23 protein-coding genes are annotated in these 24,067 nt (G+C 62.9%); 17 read left to right on the plus strand and 6 right to left on the minus strand.

The genetic code is table 11. The annotated features are described in order from the left end of the window. Positions 1 to 230 precede the first annotated feature (230 nt). A complete protein-coding gene (locus ACVWY5_RS12980; protein WP_028334203.1) occupies positions 231 to 1,430 on the minus strand; it encodes an ABC transporter substrate-binding protein in 1,200 nt (399 codons plus the stop codon). Between the two features lie 56 nt (positions 1,431 to 1,486). Then, positions 1,487 to 2,626, minus strand: a complete 1,140-nt coding sequence (locus ACVWY5_RS12985) for an acyl-CoA dehydrogenase family protein (protein WP_028334204.1) — start codon at positions 2,624 to 2,626, stop codon at positions 1,487 to 1,489. Between the two features lie 83 nt (positions 2,627 to 2,709). Between ACVWY5_RS12985 and ACVWY5_RS12990 the strand changes: the two genes are divergently transcribed. Genes ACVWY5_RS12990 through ACVWY5_RS13005 form a run of 4 tightly spaced genes read left to right on the plus strand, consistent with a single transcriptional unit; the run spans position 2,710 to position 7,973 of the window. After that, positions 2,710 to 3,576, plus strand: a complete 867-nt coding sequence (locus ACVWY5_RS12990) for a FadR/GntR family transcriptional regulator (protein WP_050386185.1) — start codon at positions 2,710 to 2,712, stop codon at positions 3,574 to 3,576. A gap of 59 nt (positions 3,577 to 3,635) precedes the next feature. Then, the gene (locus tag ACVWY5_RS12995) at positions 3,636 to 4,445 is read left to right on the plus strand and encodes an enoyl-CoA hydratase-related protein (protein ID WP_321176803.1); all 810 of its coding nucleotides are present in this window, start codon (positions 3,636 to 3,638) and stop codon (positions 4,443 to 4,445) included. Positions 4,446 to 4,459: 14 nt separating this feature from the next. Beyond that, positions 4,460 to 6,697 carry an acyl-CoA dehydrogenase family protein gene (locus ACVWY5_RS13000; RefSeq protein WP_028334206.1) on the plus strand — a complete coding sequence of 746 codons (2,238 nt, stop codon included), beginning with the start codon at positions 4,460 to 4,462 and terminating at the stop codon, positions 6,695 to 6,697. Between the two features lie 10 nt (positions 6,698 to 6,707). Further along, on the plus strand, positions 6,708 to 7,973 hold the full coding sequence (locus ACVWY5_RS13005) for a CoA transferase (protein ID WP_321176804.1): 1,266 nt from the start codon (positions 6,708 to 6,710) through the stop codon (positions 7,971 to 7,973). On the opposite strand, the gene ACVWY5_RS13010 is transcribed toward ACVWY5_RS13005, so the two are convergent. Continuing rightward, the gene (locus ACVWY5_RS13010) at positions 7,923 to 8,387 is read right to left on the minus strand and encodes a MarR family transcriptional regulator (protein WP_321176805.1); all 465 of its coding nucleotides are present in this window, start codon (positions 8,385 to 8,387) and stop codon (positions 7,923 to 7,925) included. The two genes, ACVWY5_RS13005 and ACVWY5_RS13010, sit on opposite strands and share 51 nt — an antisense overlap. A 235-nt stretch (positions 8,388 to 8,622) precedes the next feature. Between ACVWY5_RS13010 and ACVWY5_RS13015 the strand changes: the two genes are divergently transcribed. From ACVWY5_RS13015 to ACVWY5_RS13045, 7 genes are all read left to right on the plus strand, one after another. Further along, a complete protein-coding gene (locus ACVWY5_RS13015; RefSeq protein WP_028334208.1) occupies positions 8,623 to 8,949 on the plus strand; it encodes a hypothetical protein in 327 nt (108 codons plus the stop codon). 13 nt (positions 8,950 to 8,962) lie between these two features. Then, positions 8,963 to 10,282 carry a Rieske 2Fe-2S domain-containing protein gene (locus ACVWY5_RS13020; RefSeq protein ID WP_028334209.1) on the plus strand — a complete coding sequence of 440 codons (1,320 nt, stop codon included), beginning with the start codon at positions 8,963 to 8,965 and terminating at the stop codon, positions 10,280 to 10,282. Further along, positions 10,279 to 11,229, plus strand: a complete 951-nt coding sequence (locus ACVWY5_RS13025) for a PDR/VanB family oxidoreductase (protein ID WP_028334210.1) — start codon at positions 10,279 to 10,281, stop codon at positions 11,227 to 11,229. Before ACVWY5_RS13020 ends, ACVWY5_RS13025 begins: the two co-directional genes overlap by 4 nt. Before the next feature lie 27 nt (positions 11,230 to 11,256). Continuing rightward, positions 11,257 to 12,480 carry an ABC transporter substrate-binding protein gene (locus ACVWY5_RS13030; protein ID WP_028334211.1) on the plus strand — a complete coding sequence of 408 codons (1,224 nt, stop codon included), beginning with the start codon at positions 11,257 to 11,259 and terminating at the stop codon, positions 12,478 to 12,480. A 50-nt stretch (positions 12,481 to 12,530) separates the two neighbouring features. Then, complete coding sequence (locus ACVWY5_RS13035) at positions 12,531 to 13,814, plus strand: CoA transferase (RefSeq protein ID WP_028334212.1); 1,284 nt, start codon at positions 12,531 to 12,533, stop codon at positions 13,812 to 13,814. After that, a complete protein-coding gene (locus ACVWY5_RS13040; protein ID WP_028334213.1) occupies positions 13,811 to 15,007 on the plus strand; it encodes a thiolase C-terminal domain-containing protein in 1,197 nt (398 codons plus the stop codon). The genes ACVWY5_RS13035 and ACVWY5_RS13040 overlap by 4 nt, the downstream gene beginning before the upstream one ends. Positions 15,008 to 15,084: 77 nt before the next feature. Continuing rightward, positions 15,085 to 15,486, plus strand: a complete 402-nt coding sequence (locus ACVWY5_RS13045) for a Zn-ribbon domain-containing OB-fold protein (RefSeq protein WP_080667087.1) — start codon at positions 15,085 to 15,087, stop codon at positions 15,484 to 15,486. A 283-nt stretch (positions 15,487 to 15,769) separates the two neighbouring features. On the opposite strand, the gene ACVWY5_RS13050 is transcribed toward ACVWY5_RS13045, so the two are convergent. Beyond that, positions 15,770 to 15,904 (minus strand): hypothetical protein, encoded by a 135-nt coding sequence (locus ACVWY5_RS13050; RefSeq protein ID WP_283090374.1) that lies wholly within the window; start codon positions 15,902 to 15,904, stop codon positions 15,770 to 15,772. Between the two features lie 51 nt (positions 15,905 to 15,955). Then, complete coding sequence (locus ACVWY5_RS13055) at positions 15,956 to 16,447, minus strand: Lrp/AsnC family transcriptional regulator (protein WP_028334214.1); 492 nt, start codon at positions 16,445 to 16,447, stop codon at positions 15,956 to 15,958. Positions 16,448 to 16,585: 138 nt separating this feature from the next. On the opposite strand from ACVWY5_RS13055, the gene ACVWY5_RS13060 reads away from it, so the two are divergent. From ACVWY5_RS13060 to ACVWY5_RS13085, 6 genes are read left to right on the plus strand one after another with little or no spacing between them, the layout of a single operon-like run. Further along, positions 16,586 to 16,981, plus strand: a complete 396-nt coding sequence (locus ACVWY5_RS13060) for a RidA family protein (RefSeq protein WP_321176806.1) — start codon at positions 16,586 to 16,588, stop codon at positions 16,979 to 16,981. Positions 16,982 to 17,014: 33 nt separating this feature from the next. Beyond that, positions 17,015 to 18,400 carry an MFS transporter gene (locus ACVWY5_RS13065; RefSeq protein ID WP_038377465.1) on the plus strand — a complete coding sequence of 462 codons (1,386 nt, stop codon included), beginning with the start codon at positions 17,015 to 17,017 and terminating at the stop codon, positions 18,398 to 18,400. Further along, a complete protein-coding gene (locus tag ACVWY5_RS13070) occupies positions 18,397 to 19,200 on the plus strand; it encodes a putative hydro-lyase (RefSeq protein ID WP_028334216.1) in 804 nt (267 codons plus the stop codon). The genes ACVWY5_RS13065 and ACVWY5_RS13070 overlap by 4 nt, the downstream gene beginning before the upstream one ends. Positions 19,201 to 19,228: 28 nt before the next feature. Next, positions 19,229 to 20,815 (plus strand): gamma-glutamyltransferase, encoded by a 1,587-nt coding sequence (gene ggt / locus ACVWY5_RS13075; RefSeq protein WP_028334217.1) that lies wholly within the window; start codon positions 19,229 to 19,231, stop codon positions 20,813 to 20,815. A gap of 8 nt (positions 20,816 to 20,823) precedes the next feature. Next, positions 20,824 to 22,077: a diaminopropionate ammonia-lyase gene (locus ACVWY5_RS13080; protein WP_028334218.1), complete on the plus strand. Its 1,254-nt coding sequence runs from the start codon at positions 20,824 to 20,826 to the stop codon at positions 22,075 to 22,077. Next, positions 22,074 to 23,291, plus strand: a complete 1,218-nt coding sequence (locus ACVWY5_RS13085; RefSeq protein ID WP_038377467.1) for a M20/M25/M40 family metallo-hydrolase — start codon at positions 22,074 to 22,076, stop codon at positions 23,289 to 23,291. The genes ACVWY5_RS13080 and ACVWY5_RS13085 overlap by 4 nt, the downstream gene beginning before the upstream one ends. Positions 23,292 to 23,374: 83 nt before the next feature. On the opposite strand, the gene ACVWY5_RS13090 is transcribed toward ACVWY5_RS13085, so the two are convergent. After that, on the minus strand, positions 23,375 to 23,884 hold the full coding sequence (locus tag ACVWY5_RS13090) for a ParB N-terminal domain-containing protein (RefSeq protein WP_028334220.1): 510 nt from the start codon (positions 23,882 to 23,884) through the stop codon (positions 23,375 to 23,377). Positions 23,885 to 24,067 lie beyond the last annotated feature (183 nt).

Here is a 24,067-nt window from a genome sequence, read left to right on the forward strand (position 1 = left end):
CTGCGTGCCTCACTCCGACAGGGTTTTGGGCCCGACCCTGACGTCCGGCCCGGTGACGCATTGGCGCCGCCGCTGAGGTTCCAGAGATAACGCTCTGTGCAGACTCGCTGGCCCCCCACCACCACCAGTGCCTTCCGGTGATGGAACATGGCTGCTCGGGCAGCTCTAACCGGGCCCGGCTGTTGTCCTGACCTAGCGAGAGCCTTGGTGGCTCTCGCCGACAGTGTGGTCTAGTCGGCCGATAGAGGGGCGCCGGTCAAGGACCAGCTTTCTCCGTCAAATGTCGCAATCCGCAGAGTTCTGAAGGGCGTGTAGTCTCCGGGCCGGGTGCTGATCGCGACGCCTGGGAGCATCATCGGCAATCGCTCGCCATTGAGCGAGGTCGCCTGCTTCATGAGGTTCTCGCGGGTCAGGTCGTCGCCGCATTTGCGCAGAGCCAGCTCCACGGCGTGCACGTTCATATAGGCAACGAGCACAGAATAATCGTCCGGATTGGCTGAAGGTGCATACGCCTTCAAGAACTCCTTGTAGGCCTTGACTTCCTCATCATTGGCCCAGGCTGGGTCGCCCGGTTGCTTGAGGAATTGCGTTGTGACCAGCCTTTTCGATGCTTCGAGGCCTGCGGGCTTCAGGATAGTTTCGACCGATGCGGTCGAGCCGCCGATCACGTGCAGCGGCTTCCAGCCGAGCTCGTAAACCTTGCGGATCGATTGCGCGGCTGCCTTCGACGACGACTGCTCGATCAGGGTGTCGACACCGGCGGCCTTCAGCTGGACGATCTGCGAGTCGATCGTCGGATCGGCGAGCTCGTAGGAAGCCTGGGCAACGATCAACTCGGCCTTCGGACCGAGGCCGGCGCGGAGACCCTTGAGGTAGTCCTTGCCATAGTCGTCATTCTGATAGAGGATGCCGATCCTGGCGTCCGGCTTTGCCGTCAGGATGTACTTGGCGATGACGCGGCCTTCGGTTTCGAAGTCGGGATAGAGCGGGATAGTCCAGGGAAATGCCTTGGGATCGTTGAAGCGGCGTCCGCCGGCGGTGATGAAGAGTTGCGGCACCTGCTTGGCGTTCAGGTACTTCTGGATCGCGACGTTGGGCGCGGTACCGATCGTGCCGACCTCGGCCAATATGCCGATGTCCTCGATCAGCTTGCGTGACTGTTCGACCGCTTTCGGCGCGCTGTAGGCATTGTCGAGCTGCGTGAAGTTGATCTTGCGACCGTTGATGCCGCCTTTGGCGTTCAGCATCTCAAAGTAGCCGACCACCGCCCGCCCGGCGCCCGCGCCGAACGCGGATGCGGGGCCACTCAGCGGCGTCGATTGGCCGAGCTTGATCTCGGTATCGCTGGCACCGGGACCGTAGGCTTTCTGAGCATAGGCAGGTACCGCCAGAAGTGCTGACAGCGCGCCGGCTATCAGCGCCCGGTTCATGATACGGTTCAAGGTCGTTCCTCCCGGTAATTGTATCTTCTTGAAATCGATCTGCACTATCGCAGCAGCTCGCGGGCGATCACCACGCGCTGGATCTGGTTGGTGCCTTCGAAAATCTGGGTCAGCTTGGCATCGCGCATCATGCGTTCGACCGGATAGTCCATCGTGTAGCCATAGCCGCCGAAGATCTGGACCGCGTCGGTCGTCACCTTCATCGCCATGTCGCTGCCGACGCATTTGGCCATGCTGGCAAGCACGTTGAGCCGCTTCCAGTCGCCGGCATCGCCGGCGCGGGCACATTCGTAGACCAGTGCGCGGGCCGCCTCGATCTGCATGGCCATGTCGGCGAGCATGAACTGCACGCCCTGGAATTCGGCGATCGGCTTTTTGAATTGCTTGCGCTCCTTGGCGTAAGCGACGCAGGCATCCAGTGCGCCTTGGGCGAGGCCAACGGATTGCGCGCCGATGGTCGGCCGGTTGAGGTCGAGCGCGCGCATCGACGCGCGAAAACCCCTGCCTTCCTCACCGACAAGGTTCTCGGCGGGGACCCGGACATTGTCGAAGAAGATCGGCGTGTTGGGCGCGCCGCGAAAGCCCATCTTGCGCTCGTGGCGCCCGAACGTGATGCCCGGCATTTTCTTCGGCTCGACGATGAAGGCGCTGATGCCGTCCGCACCGGCGCCGTCACTGGTTCGCGCCATGACCACGATGTAGTCGGCGACGACTCCATAGCTGCACCACTGCTTGCGGCCATTCAGCACATAGCTTTCTCCGTCCTTGCGGGCGCGGGTATTCAGCGCGGCGACATCTGAGCCGGCCTGCGGCTCCGAGATTGCGATCGCCGTGACCACGCCGCCCTCGGCGATGATCGGCAGATATTTCTTGCGCTGCTCCTCCGAGCCGAAATGCATTAGCGGCATGATGAACATGGTGTTGAGTGCCGCGATCGACGCGCAGGCGGGCGAGACCTTCGAGATCTCTTCGCGCGCGATGCAGGCCATGGTCAGGTTGCCGTTCGGGCCGCCATAGCGTTCCGGCACCCAGAGCTGCATCAGCCCCATTTCGCCGAACAGCTTGACCAGCTCGAGCGGGAAGCGGTCGGTTTCGTCGATCTCGGCGGCGATCGGCGCCACGTGCCTCGCGACCATCCTGCGCACGTTGTCGCGGAACGCGACCTGCTCCTCGGAAAAACTCATACGAACTCCCGGTTTGTTTTCTTTGCGGCAAGCCCAAAAAAGGGGCTTCCATTGAATGGGTGATCCATTTAATAATCCACCGCATGAGCACCAAGTCAAGCCCTCGCGCGCCGCAGCGCTCCCGTGCCGCCTCGCCGAGCCGCCGGGAGCGGGTCTCCGATCATCGTGCGGTCGGCCCCCCGGCCGCGCCGACATTCAAGCCAATTCACACCAGACGGACATTCGAGGAGATCTGCGAGCGCATTCGCGAGCAACTGGCGCTCGGCGTGCTGAAGCCCGGCGACAAGCTGCCGGCCGAGCGCGAACTTGCTCAACAGCTCGGGGTCAGCCGCAACGTGCTGCGGGAAGCGCTGCGCAGCCTCGAAATGGCCGGCGTGCTCCGGCTGCAGAAGGGCGTCAAGGGCGGCGCCTTCATCCAGCAGGGCGACACCCGCCGCATGAACGAGGTCATGCGCGACATGCTGAGCCTCGGCACGATTTCGGTGCGGGAATTGTCGGAGGCGCGGGTCCACGTCCTCGACCTCGTGGTGCAGCTGGCTTGTGCCAATGCCCGCCGGGCCGATCTCGATGCATTGGAAGCCAATATCGAGCGGACGGAGCTTGCGACGAAGGAGGGCCGGCTGCTCGACCGGGTCGAATGTTCGCGCGAGTTCTACAAGCTGCTGGCGGCCTCGACCGGCAACAAAGTGATTGCGATGATCGTAGACTCGGTGACCGAGATCCACATGCGCTTCGTCTACGCCAAGGTCGCCTCGAGCGGGGTCGCGATGGCGCGGCTGGCGGAAAAGCGGCGGCAATTCCTGGCGGCGCTCAGCGAACGGAACGTCGATCTGGCAAGCCGATTGCTGCGATCGCATCTGGAATCCGTGCAACGCATGCTCGAGCAGGATCCGGGCGCCATGTCGCTTCACGTCGCATTGGCGGATGTGCAGCCCGGGATGCGCCGCTAGCGCGCGCGCCTGAGTTGCCAATAATCAACAACTCAAACAGCGAAACAATGGAGGCAAACGTGTCCAATTACGCCAAGTATGAATGCCTGACGGTCGAGGTCGCGGACAAGGTCGCGACCGTGACCTTGAACCGCCCGCAGGCGCGCAATGCCATCAATCAGAAGCTGATCCGGGAGTTGCGCACGATCTGGGACGACCTCGCCGACGATCATGCCGTTAATGCTGTGGTGCTGACCGGCGCCGGCGACTTCTTCAGCGTTGGTGGCGACGTCAAGGCGATGTCCGAGCGGCCTGGCGGCGATGTGCTCGAAGAGGGCGAGGTACATGATCCCATGATCAGCCGCCGCGGAGTCACCCGCCAGCTCGAGCTCGACAAGCCCATGATCGCGGCGATCAATGGCGACGCCATCGGCCTTGCAGCTACCCATGCGCTGCTTTGCGACATCACGGTGATGGCGGAAGACGCGCGGATCGGCGACACCCATGTCTCGCGCGTCGGCCTGGTCGCGGGCGACGGCGGCACCGTGATCTGGCCGCTGCTGATCGGCATCAACAAGGCCAAGGAATTCCTGATCCGCGGCACGCTCCTGAAGGGAAATGAGGCGGAGCGAATCGGGCTGGTCAATCATGTCGCGCCGCGAGCGGAGGTGTTGGCCAAGGCCCGCGCGATCGCGGTCGAGCTCGCGAACGGTCCGACCTGGGCCATTCGCTGGACCAAGCTGTCGATCAACCAGATCGTCAAGGAGCGGGTCAACATGCTGCTGGAGGCGTCGATGGCGCTGGAGCAGGTGACGTTCGAGACTGCCGACCACAAGGAAGCGACTATGTCGTTCAAGGAGAAGCGGAAGCCCAGGTTCGGCCAGGCATAGCGCGGGGCTTCACCATGGCGGCGATCGAAGCGTCGAATGACGATGTCGCAGGAGTGCTGCGCGATTCCTTGCGCGGTTTCCTGAACGAGCATTGGCGTCCACTCGGTTTAGCCGCGCCGTCCTCGCCGGAAGAGGTGTCGGCGATCTGGCGCAAGCTCGTTGGGCTGGGCGTCGCCGCGCTTGGTGCGGAGAGCGGCGAAGGCGGGCTCGCCGAAATCCTCATCGTCATGGCGGAGCTCGGCCGGGCCGGCTGTCCGGCGCCGATGTGGTCTGCGGCGCTCGCCAATCTTGCGATCTCCGGATCGCAGGTCGATGTCGCAGTGGATCTGCTGGATCGGCTGCAGTCCGCGAAGGCGACCGTTGCCTTCTCATTCGGCGCGCTGGATCCGGACGCCGGCACAGGAGCGGTTGAGGTCGCGGACCTCAAGGCAAAGGGCACGCTTCGTTTTGTCGAGGCTGCCGGAGGCGCGACGCATCTCTTGGTTGTTCTAGACCGGGCCCAACTTGCGCTGATCAATCTTGATGGTCCCGGTGTCGAGTGCGTCGCAACTCGTGCGATGGGAGCGTGGGGGCTCTATGAGGTCCGGCTGAACGAAGCGCCGCTCACGCGCATTCCCGCAGGTACGGTCGATCTCGACCATCTCCGCATCAAGGGCAGAGCGATGTTGACCGCGCGCGCTCACGGCGCGGCGCGGCGTGCCTTTGAGCTCGCCGTGGATTACGCCAAGGAGCGGCATCAGTTCGGGCAGCCGATCGGCAGGTTCCAGGCCATCCAGCACAAGCTGGCCGACTGCCTGATCGCGCTAGAAGGCGTCAGGTTGATCCTCGATCATGCCGCCAGACTGCATGATGGCGGCGAGGGCGGCTGGCGCTACTTCGCCGATTGCGCATCGGCGTTCTCCGGTCATGCGCTGCGGCAGGTGTCGCTGGAGATCCAGCATACGTTCGGTGCCATCGGCTATGCCGAAGAGCACGAGGCGCCAATCCACTTCAAGCGCGTGCATCTCGATACGGTTGCGCTCGGCGGCGCCTCGGATGCCAAGAGCGGGCTGGCAGCGCGGCTGCTGGATGCGGGCGGCGTCGGGCTGCCGCAATATGACCTCGGGTCGGCTGGGAATGCGTTTCGTGATCAGATCCGGTTCTGGCTCGAGCAAAACTGGACTGGAGATACGAAGCAAGCGTTCGACGTAAGGCCGTTCGCCAAGCGTGAGTTCGATGCCGGCTTCGCCCGCGACATCGGTGAGACCGGATGGATCGGCCTTGGATGGCCAAAGCAATTCGGCGGCCAGGCGCGATCGCCGCTGGAGCAGATCGCCTTCATGGAGACGATGGAGCGGGGCGAGGCGCCGCGAATCGGCGCGGCGATCCAGGCCAATGCGCTGATGATGTTTGGCACGGCAGCGCAGCAGCAGAAATACCTTCCGGAAATCCTGCGTGGCGAAGCGATGCACGGTATGGGCTACAGCGAGCCGCAGGCAGGGTCGGACCTTGCGGCGCTGCGCACCAGTGCGGCCAGGGACGGCGATCACTGGGTGATCAACGGCCAGAAGATCTGGACCACCACCTGGTGGGGCAAATACATGTTCCTCGCCGCGCGGACCGACAAGGACACGAAGCCGCCGCACGCGGGCATCAGCATGTTCATCGTGCCGATGGATTCGCCGGGCATCACGGTCCGTCCGTCTGCTACCATGTATGATGGCACGTTTGCCAACATCTTCTACGATAATGTCCGCATCCCCTCCGAGAACCTGGTTGGCGGGGTCAATGGCGGTTGGAAAGTGTTGACCGGCGCGCTGGCCTTCGAGCGCGGGCTGGTCGGTGGCGGGATCGTCCTGAAGGTCGCGCACGCCTTCGAGCAGCTGCGTTTGCATGTAATGGCGAAGCAAGGTGATCGGTCTCTCGCTGATGATCCAATGATCCGCGACAGGATGGCGACCCTGGCGTCAGAGATCGAGATCGGCCGGCTCTTGATGATGCATTGCGCCGAACTTGCCGCCGACGGCATGACGCCGCCGGAATATGGCGCGATCAGCAAGGTGTTTTCCGGTGAGCTGATGGAGCGCTTTGGCGAGGCTGCGCTCGACATCCTTGGCATGCGCGCCGCGCTGTCCGAGCAGATGCCGGGCGCGATCGACAACGGCCGCTTCGAGCAAAACCTGCGGCATTCGCTGATGTGGGTCATCAGCATCGGGACAAATGAGATTCAGCGCAGTCTGATCGCGCAACGCGCGCTCGGGATGCCGAGATAGGAGAGATCGGATGCAGAAGGATGGCGACAGGGCGCCGCTCGCCGGCGTGCGCGTGCTCGATTTCTCGATCATGGTGGCGGGGCCCTATTGCGCGCGGCTGCTCGCCGACGTCGGCGCCGAGGTCATCAAGATCGAGCCTCCGGAAGGCGACGATATGCGGTTGCGAACGCCGCTGCGCGAAGGCCACAGCACCTATTTCGGCCAGCTCAATGCCGGAAAGCGTAGCCTGGCGCTGGACCTGAAGAATGCCGACGCCATCAGGCTCGTACATCGCATGGTCGCGGAGGCGGACATTCTCGTCGAGAATTTCCGCCCTGGCGTGATGGACCGCCTCGGCCTTGGCTACGAGACGCTTCGCGAGATCAACCCGCGCCTCATCTATTGCTCGATCTCGGGTTATGGCCAGTCAGGCCCAGCCGCCGAGCGCGCGGCTTATGCGATGATCGTGCATGCCGAGAGTGGATTCGATCACTCCCTGATGCGCTATGCCGGCGACCGGGAGCGTCCCGCGCCGGGCGCTATTTTTGTGGCCGATATCCTCGGCGGTATCTTCGGCTATTCCGCGATCCAGACCGCGATGGTCCAGCGTACGCGCACCGGGAAAGGACAGCGCGTCGATGTAGCCTTGATGGACTGCATGCTGAATCTGCTGGTCTATGAACTTCAGGAAGCGCAATTCCCGATCCGTGCGCCGCGCCCGACCTATGGGCCGGTCCGCACGCGCGACGGCGATATCCTGATCGCCCCGGTCACGCCGCGTAATTTCGCGGCGCTGTGCGAGGTGACTGGGCAGGAAGAGCTGGTGAACGACCCCCGCTTTTCGACCATTCCGGCGCGCGGCGCCAATTGGACCGCCATGATGCAGGTGATCGAGAAATGGACGGAGCGCCACACTGTCGCTGAATGCATCGCGGCGCTGGATCGCGCCGGCGTTCCTTGCGCCGATTACCGGACGCCGGGCGCGGCGCTGACCGATGACCATTTGCGCCAGCGCGGTGTGTTCGGGACGGTCTCGGATGGCGCCGGCGACTTCGTCGGCGTCAATGCGCCATGGCAGATGTCCGGGGCCGATACGCCGATAGGAAGCCGCGTTCCCGGGATCGGCGCGCAGCGGGATGATGTGTTGTCGCGGATCCTGGAATTGTCGCCCGACGCAATCGCTGCACTTGCTGCCGCCGGCACATTTGGAAAGGCGCCGGCCTCGGAGGGCCGCGCGTCGGCGACCTCAGGTATCGGCCGGAGCGTCTGGCGGCGGAGCCTTCGCGATCGCAAGTAGACATTTCAGGAAATGCGCGCGGTCTTCCTTGCGCAGCGGAGCCAGCATGATGTTTTGCAGCTCAGCGGCGGCCGGAATGACGGCCAGAAGCGCTTCCTCTCCCTTGGCGGTGATCTGCACCTGGAGCGAGCGGCGGTCGTCCGGATTGTCCTTCTTTGAGACCAGCCGGCGCGCGACCATGCGCTTGAGCATTTCGCTCAGCGTGTTGCGGTCGCAACTGATCCGCTCCGCCAGCACGGAGGGGGTGAGGGGCCCCAACTGATACAGCGCCATCAGCACGCCGAACTGCCGCGGCGTGATATCGCTCTGGCGCGTCATGCTTTGGTAGAGGCCGTCGTAGCGGGCCTCCAGCAGCCGCAGCAGAAATCCGACGCCGCCTTCGAGTTGCCAGTCGCGCGCGATGTCTGTGGCCAAGTTCGTCTTCATACCCGTGTCGGCTGCCATGCCGTCGTTGAATCCCAGCTGCGATGTTTCGAATTCGCCTTAGCCGTTAGCAGCTTGGCCTGACGTCCTCAACCCTGTGGCAAACCGCGGTCCAAGTCTGTTCCGCGCGCGATGGATCGCGCCCTCGGCTCTTGCCAGCCCTCCGGCTATGTAGTACGTATACGTATCAAACGCGATGCGTAGACATCGTTCAGGGAGGTTGAACTTGGACCTGCGTGAGCTGCTGTCGATCCCCTATCTGCTTGAGGCCGAGGCGGTCGAAACCGAGCCGGGGCAGTGGCGGGTTCGACTTGCCTATCCGGAGCTGCCGGGGTGCACGGCGGAAGCCTCCGTCGTCGAGGAGGCTCTGCGCGAGCTCGAGCGGCGCCGCATCGAATTGATCGTCCGCCTGGTGGAGGAGGGCAAGCAGCCTCCGATCCCACGCAAGCCGCTCACCGCATCCGATCCGCTTTGGACCGCTCAGGATCTTGGACTGTCTGACCGTGTCGCCACGCTTCTCGGCGGCGCGACGGGCCCGGCCACACGCAATTGAAGGAGGCAAACCCATGCTCTCGCGCGAAGACAATGAACGCCTGGTGAGGGTCGGCAAGGGCACGCCGCTCGGCGACCTCTTTCGCCTTTACTGGATTCCATTTCTGCCGTCGGCGGATCTCAGCAAGGACGGGCAACCGAAGCGCATCCGGCTGCTGGGCGAGGATCTGGTCGCCTTCCGCGACACCGAGGGCCGCGTCGGACTGGTCGACCAGGCCTGCCCGCATCGCGGCGCACCGCTGATCTTCGCAAGAAACGAGGATTGCGGGCTGCGCTGCGTCTATCACGGCTGGAAATTCGACGTCACCGGTGCCGTGACTGACATGCCGGCAGAGCCGGTGCGCAGCCGCCTCAAGGAGCGGGTGCGGATCAAGGCCTATCCCTGCAAGGAGCGCAACGGGATGATCTGGACCTATATGGGTCCGGACCAGGCCGAGCTTCCGCCGTTGCCGAACCTCGAATGGAATCTCGTGCCGGCCGAGCAGGTGCACATCTCGGTTCGCGTCCAGGAGTGCAATTGGCTGCAGGCGGTCGAGGGCGAGATCGATTCGGCGCACGCGCCGCTGCTTCATGGACGGCTGGATGCGCAGGGCACGACGAGCGCCTGGATCCAGAAGCGCGACCTGCGCCCGACCTTCGAATGCATCAAGCAGGATTTCGGCATGAGCATCGCCGCGCGGCGGAATTACGATTCCAACACGTTGTATTGGCGGGTCAACCAGTTCCTTCTGCCGTTCTATACGCTGGTGCCCCCGCTGTCTCCGTTCCCGGATCTGAGCGGGCATGCCTGGGTGCCCATCGATGACGAGAACACGCTCTGTATCATGTTCTCCTATCATCCGTCGGAGCCGCTGCTGGAGAAGACGCGGCAGGTCTTTGCAGAAGGACACAAGGGCCGCGAGAGCGGCCACGCCAGCCGCCACGCGCTCGTGCAGCACCCGGTGACGGTGCCGTATGCCGGCTACTGGACCAGATACAACCCGCAGAACGGCTTCCAGTTCGACTACGAGGCTCAGCGGACCACCTGGTTCTCGGGCCTGCCGGGACTCTGGGTGCAGGACGGTGCGTGCCAGAGCGGCGTCTCGCCGATTTTCGATCGCGCCAAGGAGACGCTCTGTTCGAGCGATACCGGCATCGCGATGACGCGGCGCTTCATCCTGGAGGCGCTCGGCGCCTATCGCGATCACGCGATCAAGCCGAAGGGTGTGTTGGACCCCGACGTGTTCATGGTGCGGGCGGTGTCGCTGCGGCTGCCGCCGGAGGATTCCTGGGTCGATGTCGGCGCACCGTTCATGCGGGCGAAGCTCGGTGCCGATTTCGGTTACGAGCTGTGAGCGCATCCAACCGGGAGGTTCTGGTCAAGCGCATTGGCTATGAGGCCGAGCGGATCCACTCCTACGAGCTGATCGCGCGGACGGGCAGCGAGCTGGCCCCGTTCACAGCCGGCAGCCATATCGACCTGCATCTGCCGAACGGCATGATCCGCAGCTACTCGCTGGTGAACGATCAGTGCGAGCGGCATCGCTACGTCATCGCGGTCAACAAGGATGCCGGGAGCCGCGGCGGCTCCAGCTTCGTTCACGACGCTGTCAGGGTCGGGGACATCATCGCGATCTCCGGGCCGCGCAACAACTTCGCGCTTCAGGAAGAGGCTGAGTATTCGGTCCTGATCGCCGGAGGCATCGGCATCACGCCGCTGCTGTCAATGATCCGGCGCCTGGAAGCGCTCGGATGCCGCTGGGACCTGTTCTACGCCGCAAGGACGCGCGCCGCTGCCGCATTTCTCAACGAGCTCGGCACGTATCGATCGAGGGTTCATGTCGATTTCGACGACGAGCGATCGGGACGGGTTTTCGATCTGCCGGCGATCGTCAGGAACGCGCCGGCTCACGCGCATCTCTATTGTTGCGGTCCGCTGCCGATGCTCGAGGCGTTCGAGGCGGCGACGGCCGATCGTCTGGCCGATCGCGTGCATGTCGAATATTTCAAGGCGCGGGAAGCCCCGGCCACCGAGGGCGGCTTCGACGTCAAGCTGACGCGAAGCAACCGCACCATCGCGGTCGAGGCCGGGAAGACCATCCTCGATGCGCTGCTGGATGCCGGGATAGCCGCGAACTACGCCTGCACCGAGGGGGTCTGTGGCACCTGCGAGACGCGCGTGCTCGAGGGCATACCCGATCATCGCGACCAGTTTCTGAGCGAGGAAGAGCAGGCGGCGAACAAGAGCGTCATGATCTGCTGCTCGGGCGCCAAGTCCCGCACGCTCGTGCTCGATCTCTAAGACAACAACATACGACGGGTGGAAACAATGAAGTATCTTTCGCGTATTGTCGGAATAGCCCTCCTGGCCGCTTGCGCCAGTGCGCCCGCGTCGGCGGACGCTGCGCGCTCCCTCAAGATCGGTGTGCTCAACGACGCGTCCGGCCCTTATTCGGACAACGCCGGCGGAGGTTCGGTGACGGCGGCCAAAATGGCGACCGAGGACTTCATGCGGCTTCATCCGGATTTCAAGGTCGAGATCGTCTCGGCCGATCACCAGAACAAGGCCGATGTCGGCGCCGCAATCGCGCGCCGCTGGATCGATCAGGAGAAGGTCGATGCAGTCGCTGATGTGCCGAACTCGGCCGTCGGGCTCGCCGTCAACGAGGTCGTGCGCGGCACCAAGGCGGCGCTGATCGCGTCGAGTGCGGCGTCTTCCGACCTGACCGGAAAATACTGCTCACCCAATACGATTCAATGGACCTTCGACACCTGGGCGGCCTCGCACACCATCGGCGCCTATCTCGTGCGTCACGGTGGCAAGAAATGGTACTTCATCGCCACCGACAATGCGCTCGGCAAGTCGATGGTGCGCGATGGGACGGCGGTGATCGGCGCCGGCGGCGGCACCGTTCTCGGATCGGTCAACGTGCCGATCAACAATGCGGACTACGCGTCGTTCATCCTACAGGCAGAAGGCTCGGGCGCCGATGTGATCGCGTTCGCGACCGCCGGCGGCGACACCGTCAGCCTGATCAAGCAGTCCGCTGAGTTCGGACTGAAGCAGAGTGGGCGTACCTTCGCGGCGCTGCTGACCACCACCAACGATGTTGAGTCGAGCGGCCTCGCGGTCGGCGAGGGGCTGATCATCACCCAGCCGTTCTACTGGGACCTCAACGATGCCAGCCGCGCATGGTCGGCCAGATTCGGCGAGCGGCAGCATGGGCAATCGCCGACTGCCTTCCATGCCGGCGTCTATTCGTCCGTGCTGGCCTATCTCAACGCGGCGTTGGCGGCAGGAACCAATGACGCGCCGGCCGTGATCCAGAAGTTGAAGGAGACGCCGATCGACGACGCCTTGTTCGGGCCGATCGTGGTGCGCGCCGACGGCCGCGCCATTCACAACATGTATATCCTGAAGGTGAAGAGCCCGACTGCGTCGAAGAGCAAGTGGGATCTGCTGGAGCAGGTCGGCGTGTTGTCCGGGCCGGAAGCCTTCCGGCCGCTCGACCAGGGTGGATGCCCGCTCGTCGAGCCACCGAAGAGCAACTGACGACAGCCGCGGTCCTCGGATCAACATTTCTCAAACCAACGGATATCCCGATGCTGGACCAGCTCGAAGCCGATTTCCCCGAGCACACGCCTCGTCCTCCCGGCGCGCCAAAGGCGCTCGAGGGGATTCGGGTGATCGATTTCTCGCATTTCATCGCGGGACCGTTTGCGACCATGATACTCGCCGACATGGGCGCCGAGGTGATCAAGATCGAGGCGCCGGGCCGCGGCGACGATCTGCGCCGCTATCCCCCGGTGCATCCCGATCTCAAGCACGGTGCGCCGTTCCTCTGGACCAACCGCAACAAGCGCAGCGTTGCTCTCGATCTGAAGTCCCCGGAGGGCCTGAAGGTTGCGCGTGAGCTGATCGCGACGGCGGACGTCCTCGTCGAAAACTTTTCGGCGAGCGTGATGGCGCGGCTCGGGCTCGACTATGAGAGCTGCCGCAAGATCAAGCCCGAGATCATCTATTGCTCGGTGTCGGCCTATGGCCGCGACGGGGCGTTTGCGGACCGGCTCGGCTTCGATCCGATCGCGCAGGTCGAGAGCGGCTTCGTGTCGATGAACGGCTACGCCGACCGGGAAGGGGTGCGGGCCTTGTCGCCGGTGATGGACATCAGCACCGCGATGATGGCGAGCAATGCAATCCTTGGCGCGTTGTTGGCGCGCGAGCGCAGCGGGCAAGGCCAGGCCATCGAGGTGTCATTGTTCGACAATGCCGTCCTGATGACCGGCTACGCGACCACGCAGTCGCTCTTCAATGGCACCGATCCGAAGCGAAGCGGCAACACCAGCCCGGACACGTGTCCGTCGGGCGTGTTCCTGGCGAGCGATTGCTCGTTCTATATCAACTGCGGCAATGACAAGATCTTCCAACGCCTGATGGCGCAGGTCCTTGAGCGCGAGGATCTCGCGGCGGCCGAGATTTATGCAACCGGCCCTGACCGAATCCGCAGGCGCGAGGAGTTGTTCGCGATTCTCGGCGATGCCTTTGGCCGGCAGCCCTGGTCGCACTGGCAGTCGCGGATGCGGGCGGCTGGCGTCCCCTGTGGCCAGGTGCGGACCGTCGGCGAGGCGATCCGCTCACCGGAGGCGAGGGAACGCGGGATCGTCACCCGGATCCCGCACGAGATGGTGGGGTGGGTGCCCAATGTCAACCTGCCGATCCGCTATTCGCGGACGCCGATCGTTGATCCCGTCGCGGCACCGACCGTTGGGCAGCACACCGGAAACGTGCTGCGCGAGTTGCTCGGCTATGATGAGGCGGAGGTCGCGCGCCTCGCCAAGGGCGGAGCCTTCGGCAGCCAGGCTTCGCAACGGGATGCCAAGCCGTGACCGGGCGCGCGCGAGACGAGCGTACGCTGCGGGGCCGCGTGGCCGTGATCGGGATCGGTGAAACCGAATATTATCGTCATGGCGCTTCTCCCGATCCGGAATTCAAGCTCGCGCTGAAGGCGATCCTGGCGGCCTGCGAGGATGCCGGGCTCGATCCCCGCGAGATCGATGGCTTCTCTTCCTACAGCGACGATCGCAGCGAGGCGTCACGGCTGGCTGCAGCGCTGGGCACGCATCGATTGCGCTCCGCCACCATGCAATGGGGCGGAGGCGGCGGCGGTTGCTGCGCGGCGGTCGCCAACGCGGCCGCCTCGATCGTCGCAGGCCTTGCCGATTGTGTCGTGGTGTTCCGTTCATTGGCGCAGGGCCAATATGGCCGTTTCGGACAGGCAGCCGGGATTCACACCGTTTCCGGCGAACGGTCCTATCTGATGCCCTATGGTGTGCTGGCGCCCCCGCAGCGCTTTGCCATGCGAGTGCAGCGCTACATGCACGAGCATGGCGTGCGGCAGGAGGCGCTACGCTCGATTGCTCTCGCCTCCTATCATCATGCCCAGGCCAACCCGCGTGCCGTGATGCATGGCAGGCCGCTGCACGCGGAGAAATACGATGCCTCGCGCTGGATCGTGGAGCCATTCCATCTCTACGATTGCTGCATGGAGAATGACGGAGCGGCGGCCTTGCTGCTGGTATCGGTAGAGCGCGCCAAGGACTTCGCGTCCAAGCCGGCCTACGTACTCGGTGCGGCCTTCGGCTCGGGCCATCGTGCAGCCGCGACGGCGCACAACGCGCCGCTCTACGCTACCGCGAGCTTCGACACAGTTGCCCCCGATCTGTACCGCATGGCCGGGGTAGGGCCGTCAGATGTCGGCGTGGTCCAGGCGTACGAGAACTTCACCGGCGGTGTCGTGATGGCGCTGGCGGAGCATGGCTTCTTCAGGCCCGAGAAGGCCAACGACTTCCTGACTTTCGACAATTTGATCGCTCCATCCGGGAGGCTCCCGCTCAACACCAGTGGCGGCAACCTTGCCGAATGCTACATGCACGGCTTTGAGCTGGTGCTGGAAGCTGTTCGTCAGGTGCGTGGCGCGTCGACGAGCCAGGCTCGACGAAATGATGTTGCGTTGGTGATCGGCGGCCCGATGGTGACGCCGGCCAGTAACCTCATCCTGGGTTCGGAGGCAACGTTATGAGTGGACCTACGCACTATCTCCCTGTCGGGTTGCCCATTCCAGTGGGCGAGCCGGACGGCCTCTCGACACCCTATTGGATGGGCTTGCGTGAAAATCGCCTACTGGTGCAACGCTGCGATCGCTGCTGCACCTGGCAGTTCGGGCCCGAATGGATTTGCCACAATTGTCATTCCTTTGATCTCACGTGGACTGACGTCGAGCCGACTGGCCGCATCTACAGTTGGGAACGCGTGTGGCATCCATCCCACCCGGCGCTAAAGCAGTGCGCCCCATATCTCGCGCTGCTCGTTGAGCTGCCACACGCCGGTGGCGTACGCATGGTGGGTAATCTGCTGGGCGATCCCCGGCAGACCGTGGTCATCGGAACCGAGGTTAAAGGGGTGTTCGAACATCACCTGGAGGCCGATCCAGTGTTCTCCTTGCTGCACTGGTGGCTACAGCGAGACGCTGACGCGTCGGACAGTCGATCGGGCGCCTAATGAGATTGCGGGCTGGCAAGAAACCCTTCAGACAAACCGCGGCTTAGACGGTTTGCCTTGGCGTAATTGGCATGAGATGGCTCCGGAAGGCTCAACAATGGACTGGAGTGAGAGTTCAGAGTTTCAATAAGTTATAGGGCTGCGAGTGCACGGCATGTGCACTCGAAGATCAAAGAGGAAGTATGAACGAGAGCAGATCCTCCCTTTTCTGGAGGATATGGATTTGCGATCGCATGTGCAGAGCTTGCGCCGAAGGGTTTGTGCGCGGTGTGCGACTTCCCGCTCAATTGCTGTCGCTCGCTGTAAGCTTCAGAAATTCACTTTTCATCCCGTTGACCTTCGCTATGTACGCCGCGACGAGGTGGTCGCCGCAGCGCTCGCCCGCTGCCGGCTGGAAGCTGCGGCGCACGAAGGCCAATGCGTTGCCTGTGCCGCAGAGTTGGATGATAGCGGCAAGATTTCGCGATCCTTACTTCGGCAGGATCAAGGCCATCGACGCCTTCACCCGGTCCATCACGACCAGGGTTTTGAAGTGCTTGATATTGTGGTTTTCGAAGAACAGGCGCTTGGTCAACTGTTCGTATTCCTGCATGGACCCCACTGTTACGACGAGCACGAAGTCTGTTTCTCCCGTCACGTAGTAGCATTGCTGCACTTCCGGGGCCGAGGCGAAACTCCCCTTCGACGCCTCCAGCAGGTCAAGCCGCTCATTCTCGATCTGGACCTCCACCAGAACGGTAATTGGTTGACCAACTGACGCGGGGTTCAGGATGGCGACGTTACCCTGGATGACGCCGTGCTTTTCCAGACGGCTGATCCGTCGCTGCACCGCAGCCGCGGACAGGTTGACCATTTCTCCGATCGTCCGCTGTGGAGTTGTGTTGTTTCGCTGAAGAATCTCCAGGATCGCAAGATCCTGGGGATCAAGGTCATTCAAGCGAAGTTCTTGTGTCGGTGCCATGGCGCGCAACAAAATCACGGGATCCGGCCCCACTTAGAGGCCTTTTCTCGACAGAGCGCAATACTGTCACCTCCATGACAGTCGTCGATGCGGACGGCATTGCGCCGGATCCGGGCCTGAGAGATTCCGAACGAGGTGATGATGAGCACGATTACGCGCCACACGGTGCCGGGGTTACCCCCGTCGATGTCGCCGAGCAGCCATGCGGTCGAGGCCGATGGATTTGTGTTCTTGACGGGTCAGTTTGCGAGAAATCTCGATGAGCCCGGCTTGCCACTTCCTGAAGGTATCGCGTCGCAGACGGAGCAGACCCTCAAGAACATGGAACGGGTACTGGGGAGCCTCGGCCTGAAGATCGAAAACGTGGTCAGCGTCCGCGCGTTTCTCACCAACTTCAAACGCGATTACGACGAGATGAACGAGGTCTACTCCCGGTTTTTTCACCCGGATCATCGACCGACGAGGACCTGCGTCGGCGTCACCGATCTCGTAAGGGACGCTCTGATCGAAATCGACTGCGTCGCAAGGCGATAAGTAAAACAACCACAAAATCCAGAAGGGGAGAAAATGCAGCAAGCCAGCTCGGTATCGGCACGCCTCGACCGCCTTCCGATCTCGAAGGTTCACAAGCGTATCGTCGCCCTTGTGGGTGGCGGCATGTTCTTTGACAACCTCGATATCTACATAGCCGGCGCAGTGCTGGGCGTGTTTCTCTCAACCGGCTTCTCCAGTCTCGACCTGAATGCGTACTTCGTGTCCGCGACATTCCTGGGCATGTTTCTGGGAACGGTCGGGGCCGGCGTCGTCGCGGATTTGCTTGGTCGCCGGGTGACCTTCCAGTGGAATTTGGCGATCTTTGGTCTGGCCTCGCTCGTCGGTGCGGCGGCGCCCAACATGGAATGGGTCGTTTTTCTGCGGTTCCTTTGCGGCGTTGGCCTCGGTGCCGAGATCGTTCTGGGCTATGGGACGCTTGCCGAGTTCGTGCCGCCGCAGCAGCGGGGGCGCTGGGTTTCCACGCTCTCGATGATTTCCAGCATGGGGCTGCTGGTGTCGACCCTGCTGAGCTGGGCGCTCATCCCGGTATTCGGTTGGCGCGTTATGTTCGCTGTCCCCGGCGTTGGAGCACTGGTCATCTTGTGGCTTCGAAAGGCGCTTCCCGAGTCTCCGCGCTGGCTGGAGGTCAAGGGGCGGTTCAGCGAGGCGGACCAGGTCGTTTCTGCTATCGAGCACGAGGCTCGCAGAGAGCACGGCGAACTAGGCGCTCCGGAGTGGCGGCCTGCAGTTGCACCCGAGTCAATTTGGCAAAAGGCGTTCATTCGGCCTCTGGTCCTCGGAACGGTTTTACAGGTCATCATGTTCGCAGCCCTGTATGGCCTCGTCTCGTGGATCCCGACTTTCCTTCTCAAGCAGGGCATCCCGATCAATCAGACCCTCGGTCAGTCGGCGCTCATGTCCCTCGGCGCGCCAACGGGAGCATTCGTCGCCCGGCTTTGGGTCGATCGTTTGGGTCGACGCGTCGCGATCATCGGCGGCTCTATCGGTGCAGCCGTCATGACAATGCTGTTCGGCCAAGCCACTTCTCAGGTCGCGGCCGTGGGCATCGGCTTCGCCACCTTCGCGTTGATCTACTTTCTTCTCGCGACGATCCAGGCGGTCTATTTGCCCGAGCTCTTCCCGACGTCGGTTCGTATGCGCTGCAACGCCGTCTGTGTTGGAATAGCGAGGCTTACGACGGCTGTGGTTCCCTTCGGCGTTGTCTATCTCTTCAACAACTGGGGCGTCGCTGCGGTGCTGTCCACGATCGGCGGGCTACTTTTCGTGCAGGCCGTTACCATGGCGTTGCTTGGACGTGAAACTGGCGGACGTTCGCTCGAACTCGCGACCAATACAATGGCTCGACCGATGTCGGATTACGCGCCCGTCGAGGCGCCTGCGACCAAGGCGGTGCCATGAACAGTCGGGCTCCTGATTTCGATACGCGCGACGTCACCTCGGTCCGTAAGGCGGTGCGCTCCGGTGCTTATGTCGGCTACACGGCCGGCTTCGCACCGGATCGCGTGCAGGCGAACATCTGCATTCTTCCTCGAAGCCATGCGGAAGATTTCCTTCTGTACTGCCAACGCAATCCGCAGCCATGTCCTCTGATTGCCCGGTCGGATGTCGGCGATCCCTGTCTTCCCACCCTGGGGGAGGACATTGACATCCGCACCGATGTGCCGCGGTACCACGTCTTTCGCGATGGTCAACTCGCGGAAGAAGTGACCGACATATCCCGGCTCTGGCAGGATGACCTGGTAACCTTCGCTTTGGGTTGCTCCTTTTCGTTCGAGTACGCCTTGGTGGAAGCGGGAATTGCGCTCAGGTATCTCGAGCGTGGCGAAGTGGCTGGCGTCTATGAGACGACGGTAGATACGATGCCTGCCGGTGACTTCCGTGCGAAGCTGGTGGTCACGATGCGACCGTTCGCGGCCAGGGAGGCTATTCGTGCCATCCAGATAACGTCGCGCTTTCCGAACGTTCATGGTGCTCCCGTTCATATCGGCGATCCCGGCTTGATCGGAGTGGACCTGTCGAAGAGGTACAGGGAGGTAGGTTCGGGAGAGGTGCTTCCGCACGAGATCCCGCTGTTCTGGGCCTGCGGCCTCACCCCGCAGCTTGCGACCGCGAACGCAAAGCCGCCCTTGTGCATCACGCACGCGCCGTCCTCCATGCTCATTACAGATCTGCGTAATGCTGGCCTCGCTTCCTTTTAAGCCCCGCCAATTCCGGAAGGGGTAAGGCATGAGAAACTTCGAGTCACCGGGGCGGTCGGAAGCCTTCGGCGGGAACGGCATGGCCGCTACTACGCACCCGCTCGCCACATTGGCCGCGATCGATGTGCTACGCGATGGCGGCAACGCAGTAGATGCAGCCGTAGCGGCGGGAGCGATGCTTGCTGTCGTCGAGCCGACCCAAACAGGTGTCGGCGGGGATTGCTTCGTCTTGTTGAAACGGGAAGGGCAGCCGGTCATTGCCCTTAACGGGTCCGGAGCTGCACCGGCTGCGGTAAGCCTCGGCAGTCTCGCGGAAGCCGGAATCAGAACGCTCGATCCCGAAAGCGTCCACACGGTTACTGTTCCGGGCGCTGTACGCTCCTGGGCGCGGCTCACGGAGGACCACGGAACGTTCGATCTGGCGCGTCTTCTCGCACCGGCCATCGCGGCTGCGGAAAACGGTTATCCGGTCACCGAGCGACTGTCCCGGGACTGGAGCAGGCAGGTGCCGAAGCTGTCGCGTCTCGCCGCGACGACCTCGGTCTTTCTTCCCGCCGGGGAAGCGCCGAAGCCCGGCCAGCTGCACATGCAGCCGGCGCTCGCTTGCGCCCTCAAGGAGGTCGCCGCAAAGGGAGCGGACGTATTCTACGAAGGGTGGATCGCAGAAAGCATCGTGAAGACGCTTCGTTCGCTGGGTGGTTTTCACACGCTTGAAGATTTTACCGCGTTCAGGCCCCGATACGAGACGCCGATATCGACATCCTATCGTGGCTACGAATTGTGGGAATGCCCGCCTAACGGCTCGGGCGTTGCTGTTCTTGCCATGGCAAACCTGCTCGACCGATATAACATCGCGGACTTCGCTCCGGTATCGGTCGAACGCTACCATCTGCTGTCCGAGATTGCCCGCATCGGCTATGCGGAGCGGGACGCCTTCGTCGGCGATCCCGATGCCGCACCAGTACCTGTCGAGCGTATGAAGAGCTCGGCCCGTGCCGACATCCTCACCGGCCGGATATCGCAGAACTCGCGGCTGGTCGACGTCGTTCCGGTCGCGATGCCAGAACACAAGGACACGGTGTTTCTGTCCGTCGTCGACAAGGATCGCACCGCAGTCTCGTTCATCAACTCCATCTTCGACGATTTCGGCAGCGGCATCGTCGCCCCCGAGTGCGGGGTCCTCTTGCACAATCGCGGCTTCGGCTTTGTGCTCGAACCCGACCATCCGAATACGCTCGCGGGCGGCAGGCGTCCGATGCATACCATCCTGCCGGCCATGCTCACCCGCGACGGCGAGTGCGTGCTTTCCTTCGGCGTGACTGGTGGTCACTTTCAGCCGATTGGGCAGATCCAGATCCTGTCGAACCTGCTCGACTACAAGATGTCCGTGCAGGAAGCCATCGACCAACCGCGCATCTTTGCTCGCGGTGACGTGCTGGACGTCGAAGGAACCGTTCCGGCGCATGTTGTCGAAGGTCTCCGCGCTCTCGGGCACCGCCCGACGCCGGCGCCCAATCCACTTGGAACTGCCCAGGCGATCTGGATCGACCGGAAACGCGGGGTCCTAAGAGGCGGGGCAGATTCCCGTCGTGACGGCGTCGCACTAGGTTATTGAGAGACCAAATGTTCAAAATCCTCAGCGAAAACTTCTCCCTCCAACCCAACCCGTACCCCGTTCGTCAGGAAAAGTACGGCGAGAACGGGCGCGGCGGTATCCTCAGCCTCGCAGCCCTCGATCAGGCGCGAAAGGAGATCACCACCTGGCCCGGCTATCGTCCCACCGAGTTGCGGCGTCTGGACGGGCTGGCGAGCGCCGCGGGCGTTCGCACGATTCTCTATAAGGATGAGGGCGCTCGCTTTGACCTCGGCAGCTTCAAGGCCCTGGGCGGAGCCTACGCGGTGGCCTCCTTCCTGCAGCGCGAAGTAGAGGCGCTTACCGGCAAGCGCCCGAGCACGAAAGAGCTTGGGGCCGGCTCGCTGAAAGACGTCACGACCGGCATGACGGTGACCTGTGCGACGGACGGAAATCACGGCCGGTCCGTGGCATGGGGCGCCCGCACTTTCGGGTGCCGGTGCGTGATCTTCGTGCACGCCACGGTGAGCCAGGGCCGCCGCGATGCGATCGCTGCCTACGGCGCTGAAGTACGCGTGGTCGACGGAACTTATGACGACGCCGTTCGCGAGGCTGCAGACACGGCAGCGCGAAACGGCTGGCAGGTGATCTCCGATACGTCTTACGAGGGATATACCGACATTCCCCGCTACGTCATGCAGGGGTACGGAGTGATGGTGGAGGAGGCCGTCGAGCAAATGCCGCGCGGTGCTTTTCCGACCCACGTCTTCGTGCAGGGCGGCGTTGGCGGCCTCGCTGCAGCCGTCTGCTCCTATCTTTGGGAGCGTTTCGGCGAGAAGTCGCCCTTGTTCTACGTGGCTGAGCCCGAGACGGCACGATGCCTCTACCTTAGCGCGGCGGCGGGGCGGCCGACTGCCGACCACGGCTCGCTGGACACGATCATGGCGGGTCTTGCCTGCGGCGAGGTCTCCCTTCTGGCCTGGTCGATCCTCAATGCGGGCGCCGACGGCTTCTTCTCGATCACCGACGCATCCGCGGCGGAAACGATGCGCCTGCTTGCGGACGGTCGGTACGGCGATCATCCGATCGTCGCCGGTGAGTCCGCCGTCGCGGGTTTGGCTGCAGCACTTCTGGCCGCAGGCGATGCCGACGCCCGGCATGCCATCAAGCTGACGGAAGAGAGCGTGGTGCTGGTCATCGGCACGGAAGGTGCAACCGATCCCGCCGTCTACGAGCGAATCGTCGGGAAGGCGCCCGAGCGCGTCGTGGCTGGCTGGTCGACCAGGAAGGAATTAGTGCAATGACGTCGTCTGGCTGGAACGAGCTTATTTTGCGTGAGATCGACGAAGATCGCGAGGCTCTCGTCGATCTGTGCCGTCGGCTGGTCGCGGCTCCGAGCATGAATCCGCCGGGGCGGACGACGGAAGTAGCGGACGAATTGCAGGCGTTTCTCCGGGGGAGGGGCTTGGCAAGCGAGCGGATCGCTGTTGTCGACGACGCCGCGAACGTTCACCTGACGCTGAGCGGCTCGGCGGAAGGAAAGCATGTGGTCTTCAACGCCCACATGGACACGATGCAGCCGGGCGACGAGTCCGCGTGGAGCGTGCCGCGTCTCGAGTTAACGCGCAAGGACGGTCGTCTTTACGGCCTTGGCATGGGCAACCTGAAGGGCGGTCTCGCCGCGATGGCTCTCGCGACGACCGTGCTTGCGCGGCATCGTGATCAGCTTCCGGGGAGCTTGAGCTTCACGGCCGTTTGCGACGAGGTCATGTTCGGCGGACGCGGCACCGAGCATCTCCTTGCGGTTCGGCCGGATCTTGCCGGCGACTTTATGATCAGCGCAGAAGGTCCCGGTTTTATGGATTTCGCTGTCGCGGAGAAAGGCCTTCTCTGGGTGGATGTTGAGGCAACCGGACCGGGAGGGCATTCGTCCCGCGCGCTGCGCGGCGAAAGCGCCGTCGGCAAGCTCGCCAACTTCATGGCGCAGGTCGATACCTTCAACGACGTCTTCGCGACCTTGCCCGAGGAACTCAAAGGCGTGACCGGCGGAGAGGGAAATCTGGGGCTTCGCTTGTCGGCCAACGCGGGCGTAATCCAGGCTGGCGAAGTGCGTAGCCTGGTCTCGCCGTCCGCACTTGCCCGGTTTGATTTCAGACTTCCACCGGGCATCACTGCTGCAAGCGTCAAGCACCGCCTGCAGAAGATCGCCAGCACCGTTCCGGGAATCCGTCTATCGTATCCGAAGGAGTGGGATGCGAATTGGGAGGCGGCCGATAGCCCGTATGCAAAGAGCCTGCTTCATGTGATTGCCAATGTGCGAGGAAAGACACCTCAGCTGGTCGTGCGGCTTCCAGGCAGCGATGCCCGTCACTGGCGGAACAAGGGTGTCCCGGCCGCATGTTTCGGACCACAGCCGACGTTGTCAGCTGGCGTTGACGACTATGCCAACGAGCAGGACGTTGTCGATTGCGCGAAGATCTATGCCCTTGCTGCGATTGATCTCATGAGTCTTCGCTGAGGAGGTGAATACTTCCTAGTCCAGGCCACGGCAATCGTCATGAAGATTCCGCTGACGGCGGATGCAGAATCGAAAGCGGTCGATCAATAACGGCCGCCGTCGCGCTTTTGCTGCGCGATCCACTCCGACAACGTCTTTTTCGGCGTCGGTCCTGAGGCCCGGCTTGGCGATGTTCTCGAGTTCTCGCCCGCGCCCCTTGCCGCGCGGGCTCGCTCCTTATCCGTCTTGTTCAAAGCAGTAATCGAACTTTCTGCAGCTTCCTTCTCGAGACGCAGCTTTTTCAACCGCGCCATCTTGTCGCGTTCTGCATCTGCTTCGGGTCCCTCGGACAAGAGCGTCCGTTGCTGAGCATCCTCCGCAGAGACCATGATTCCCACAATCGTCGTCTCTCCAAGCGCCTTGCAAGCTTCGAGCCGATGTAGTCCCTCGACCAGAACGAAGCGGTCTTCGTCGGGCCGGACGAGGATGGGGGTTTGTTGTCCGATTTCCAGAATGCTTCCAGCGATCTCCTCGACGACTTGAGGTTTGATTGCCTTCCTTCTTTTCACGGGAACGTAGATCTTCTCGATTGGGAAGCTTTCCGGTTTGGGCATAACGTCTACTCCGCTGTACAGGCCCGTCCGAAACGCATGCCGGGGAGGCGGGATTTTAGGAATGAAGCGCTCGGCTGCAATGGCAATATTAGCGCGCGCAGGATTGATCGGTGTAGGACCCGGGCGCATTCTGAGGCGGGCACCGCCAACTCGTGATTCTTCGGCGAGCGGTTGCGGTGAGGG

The organism is Bradyrhizobium sp. USDA 3256 (assembly GCF_054058275.1).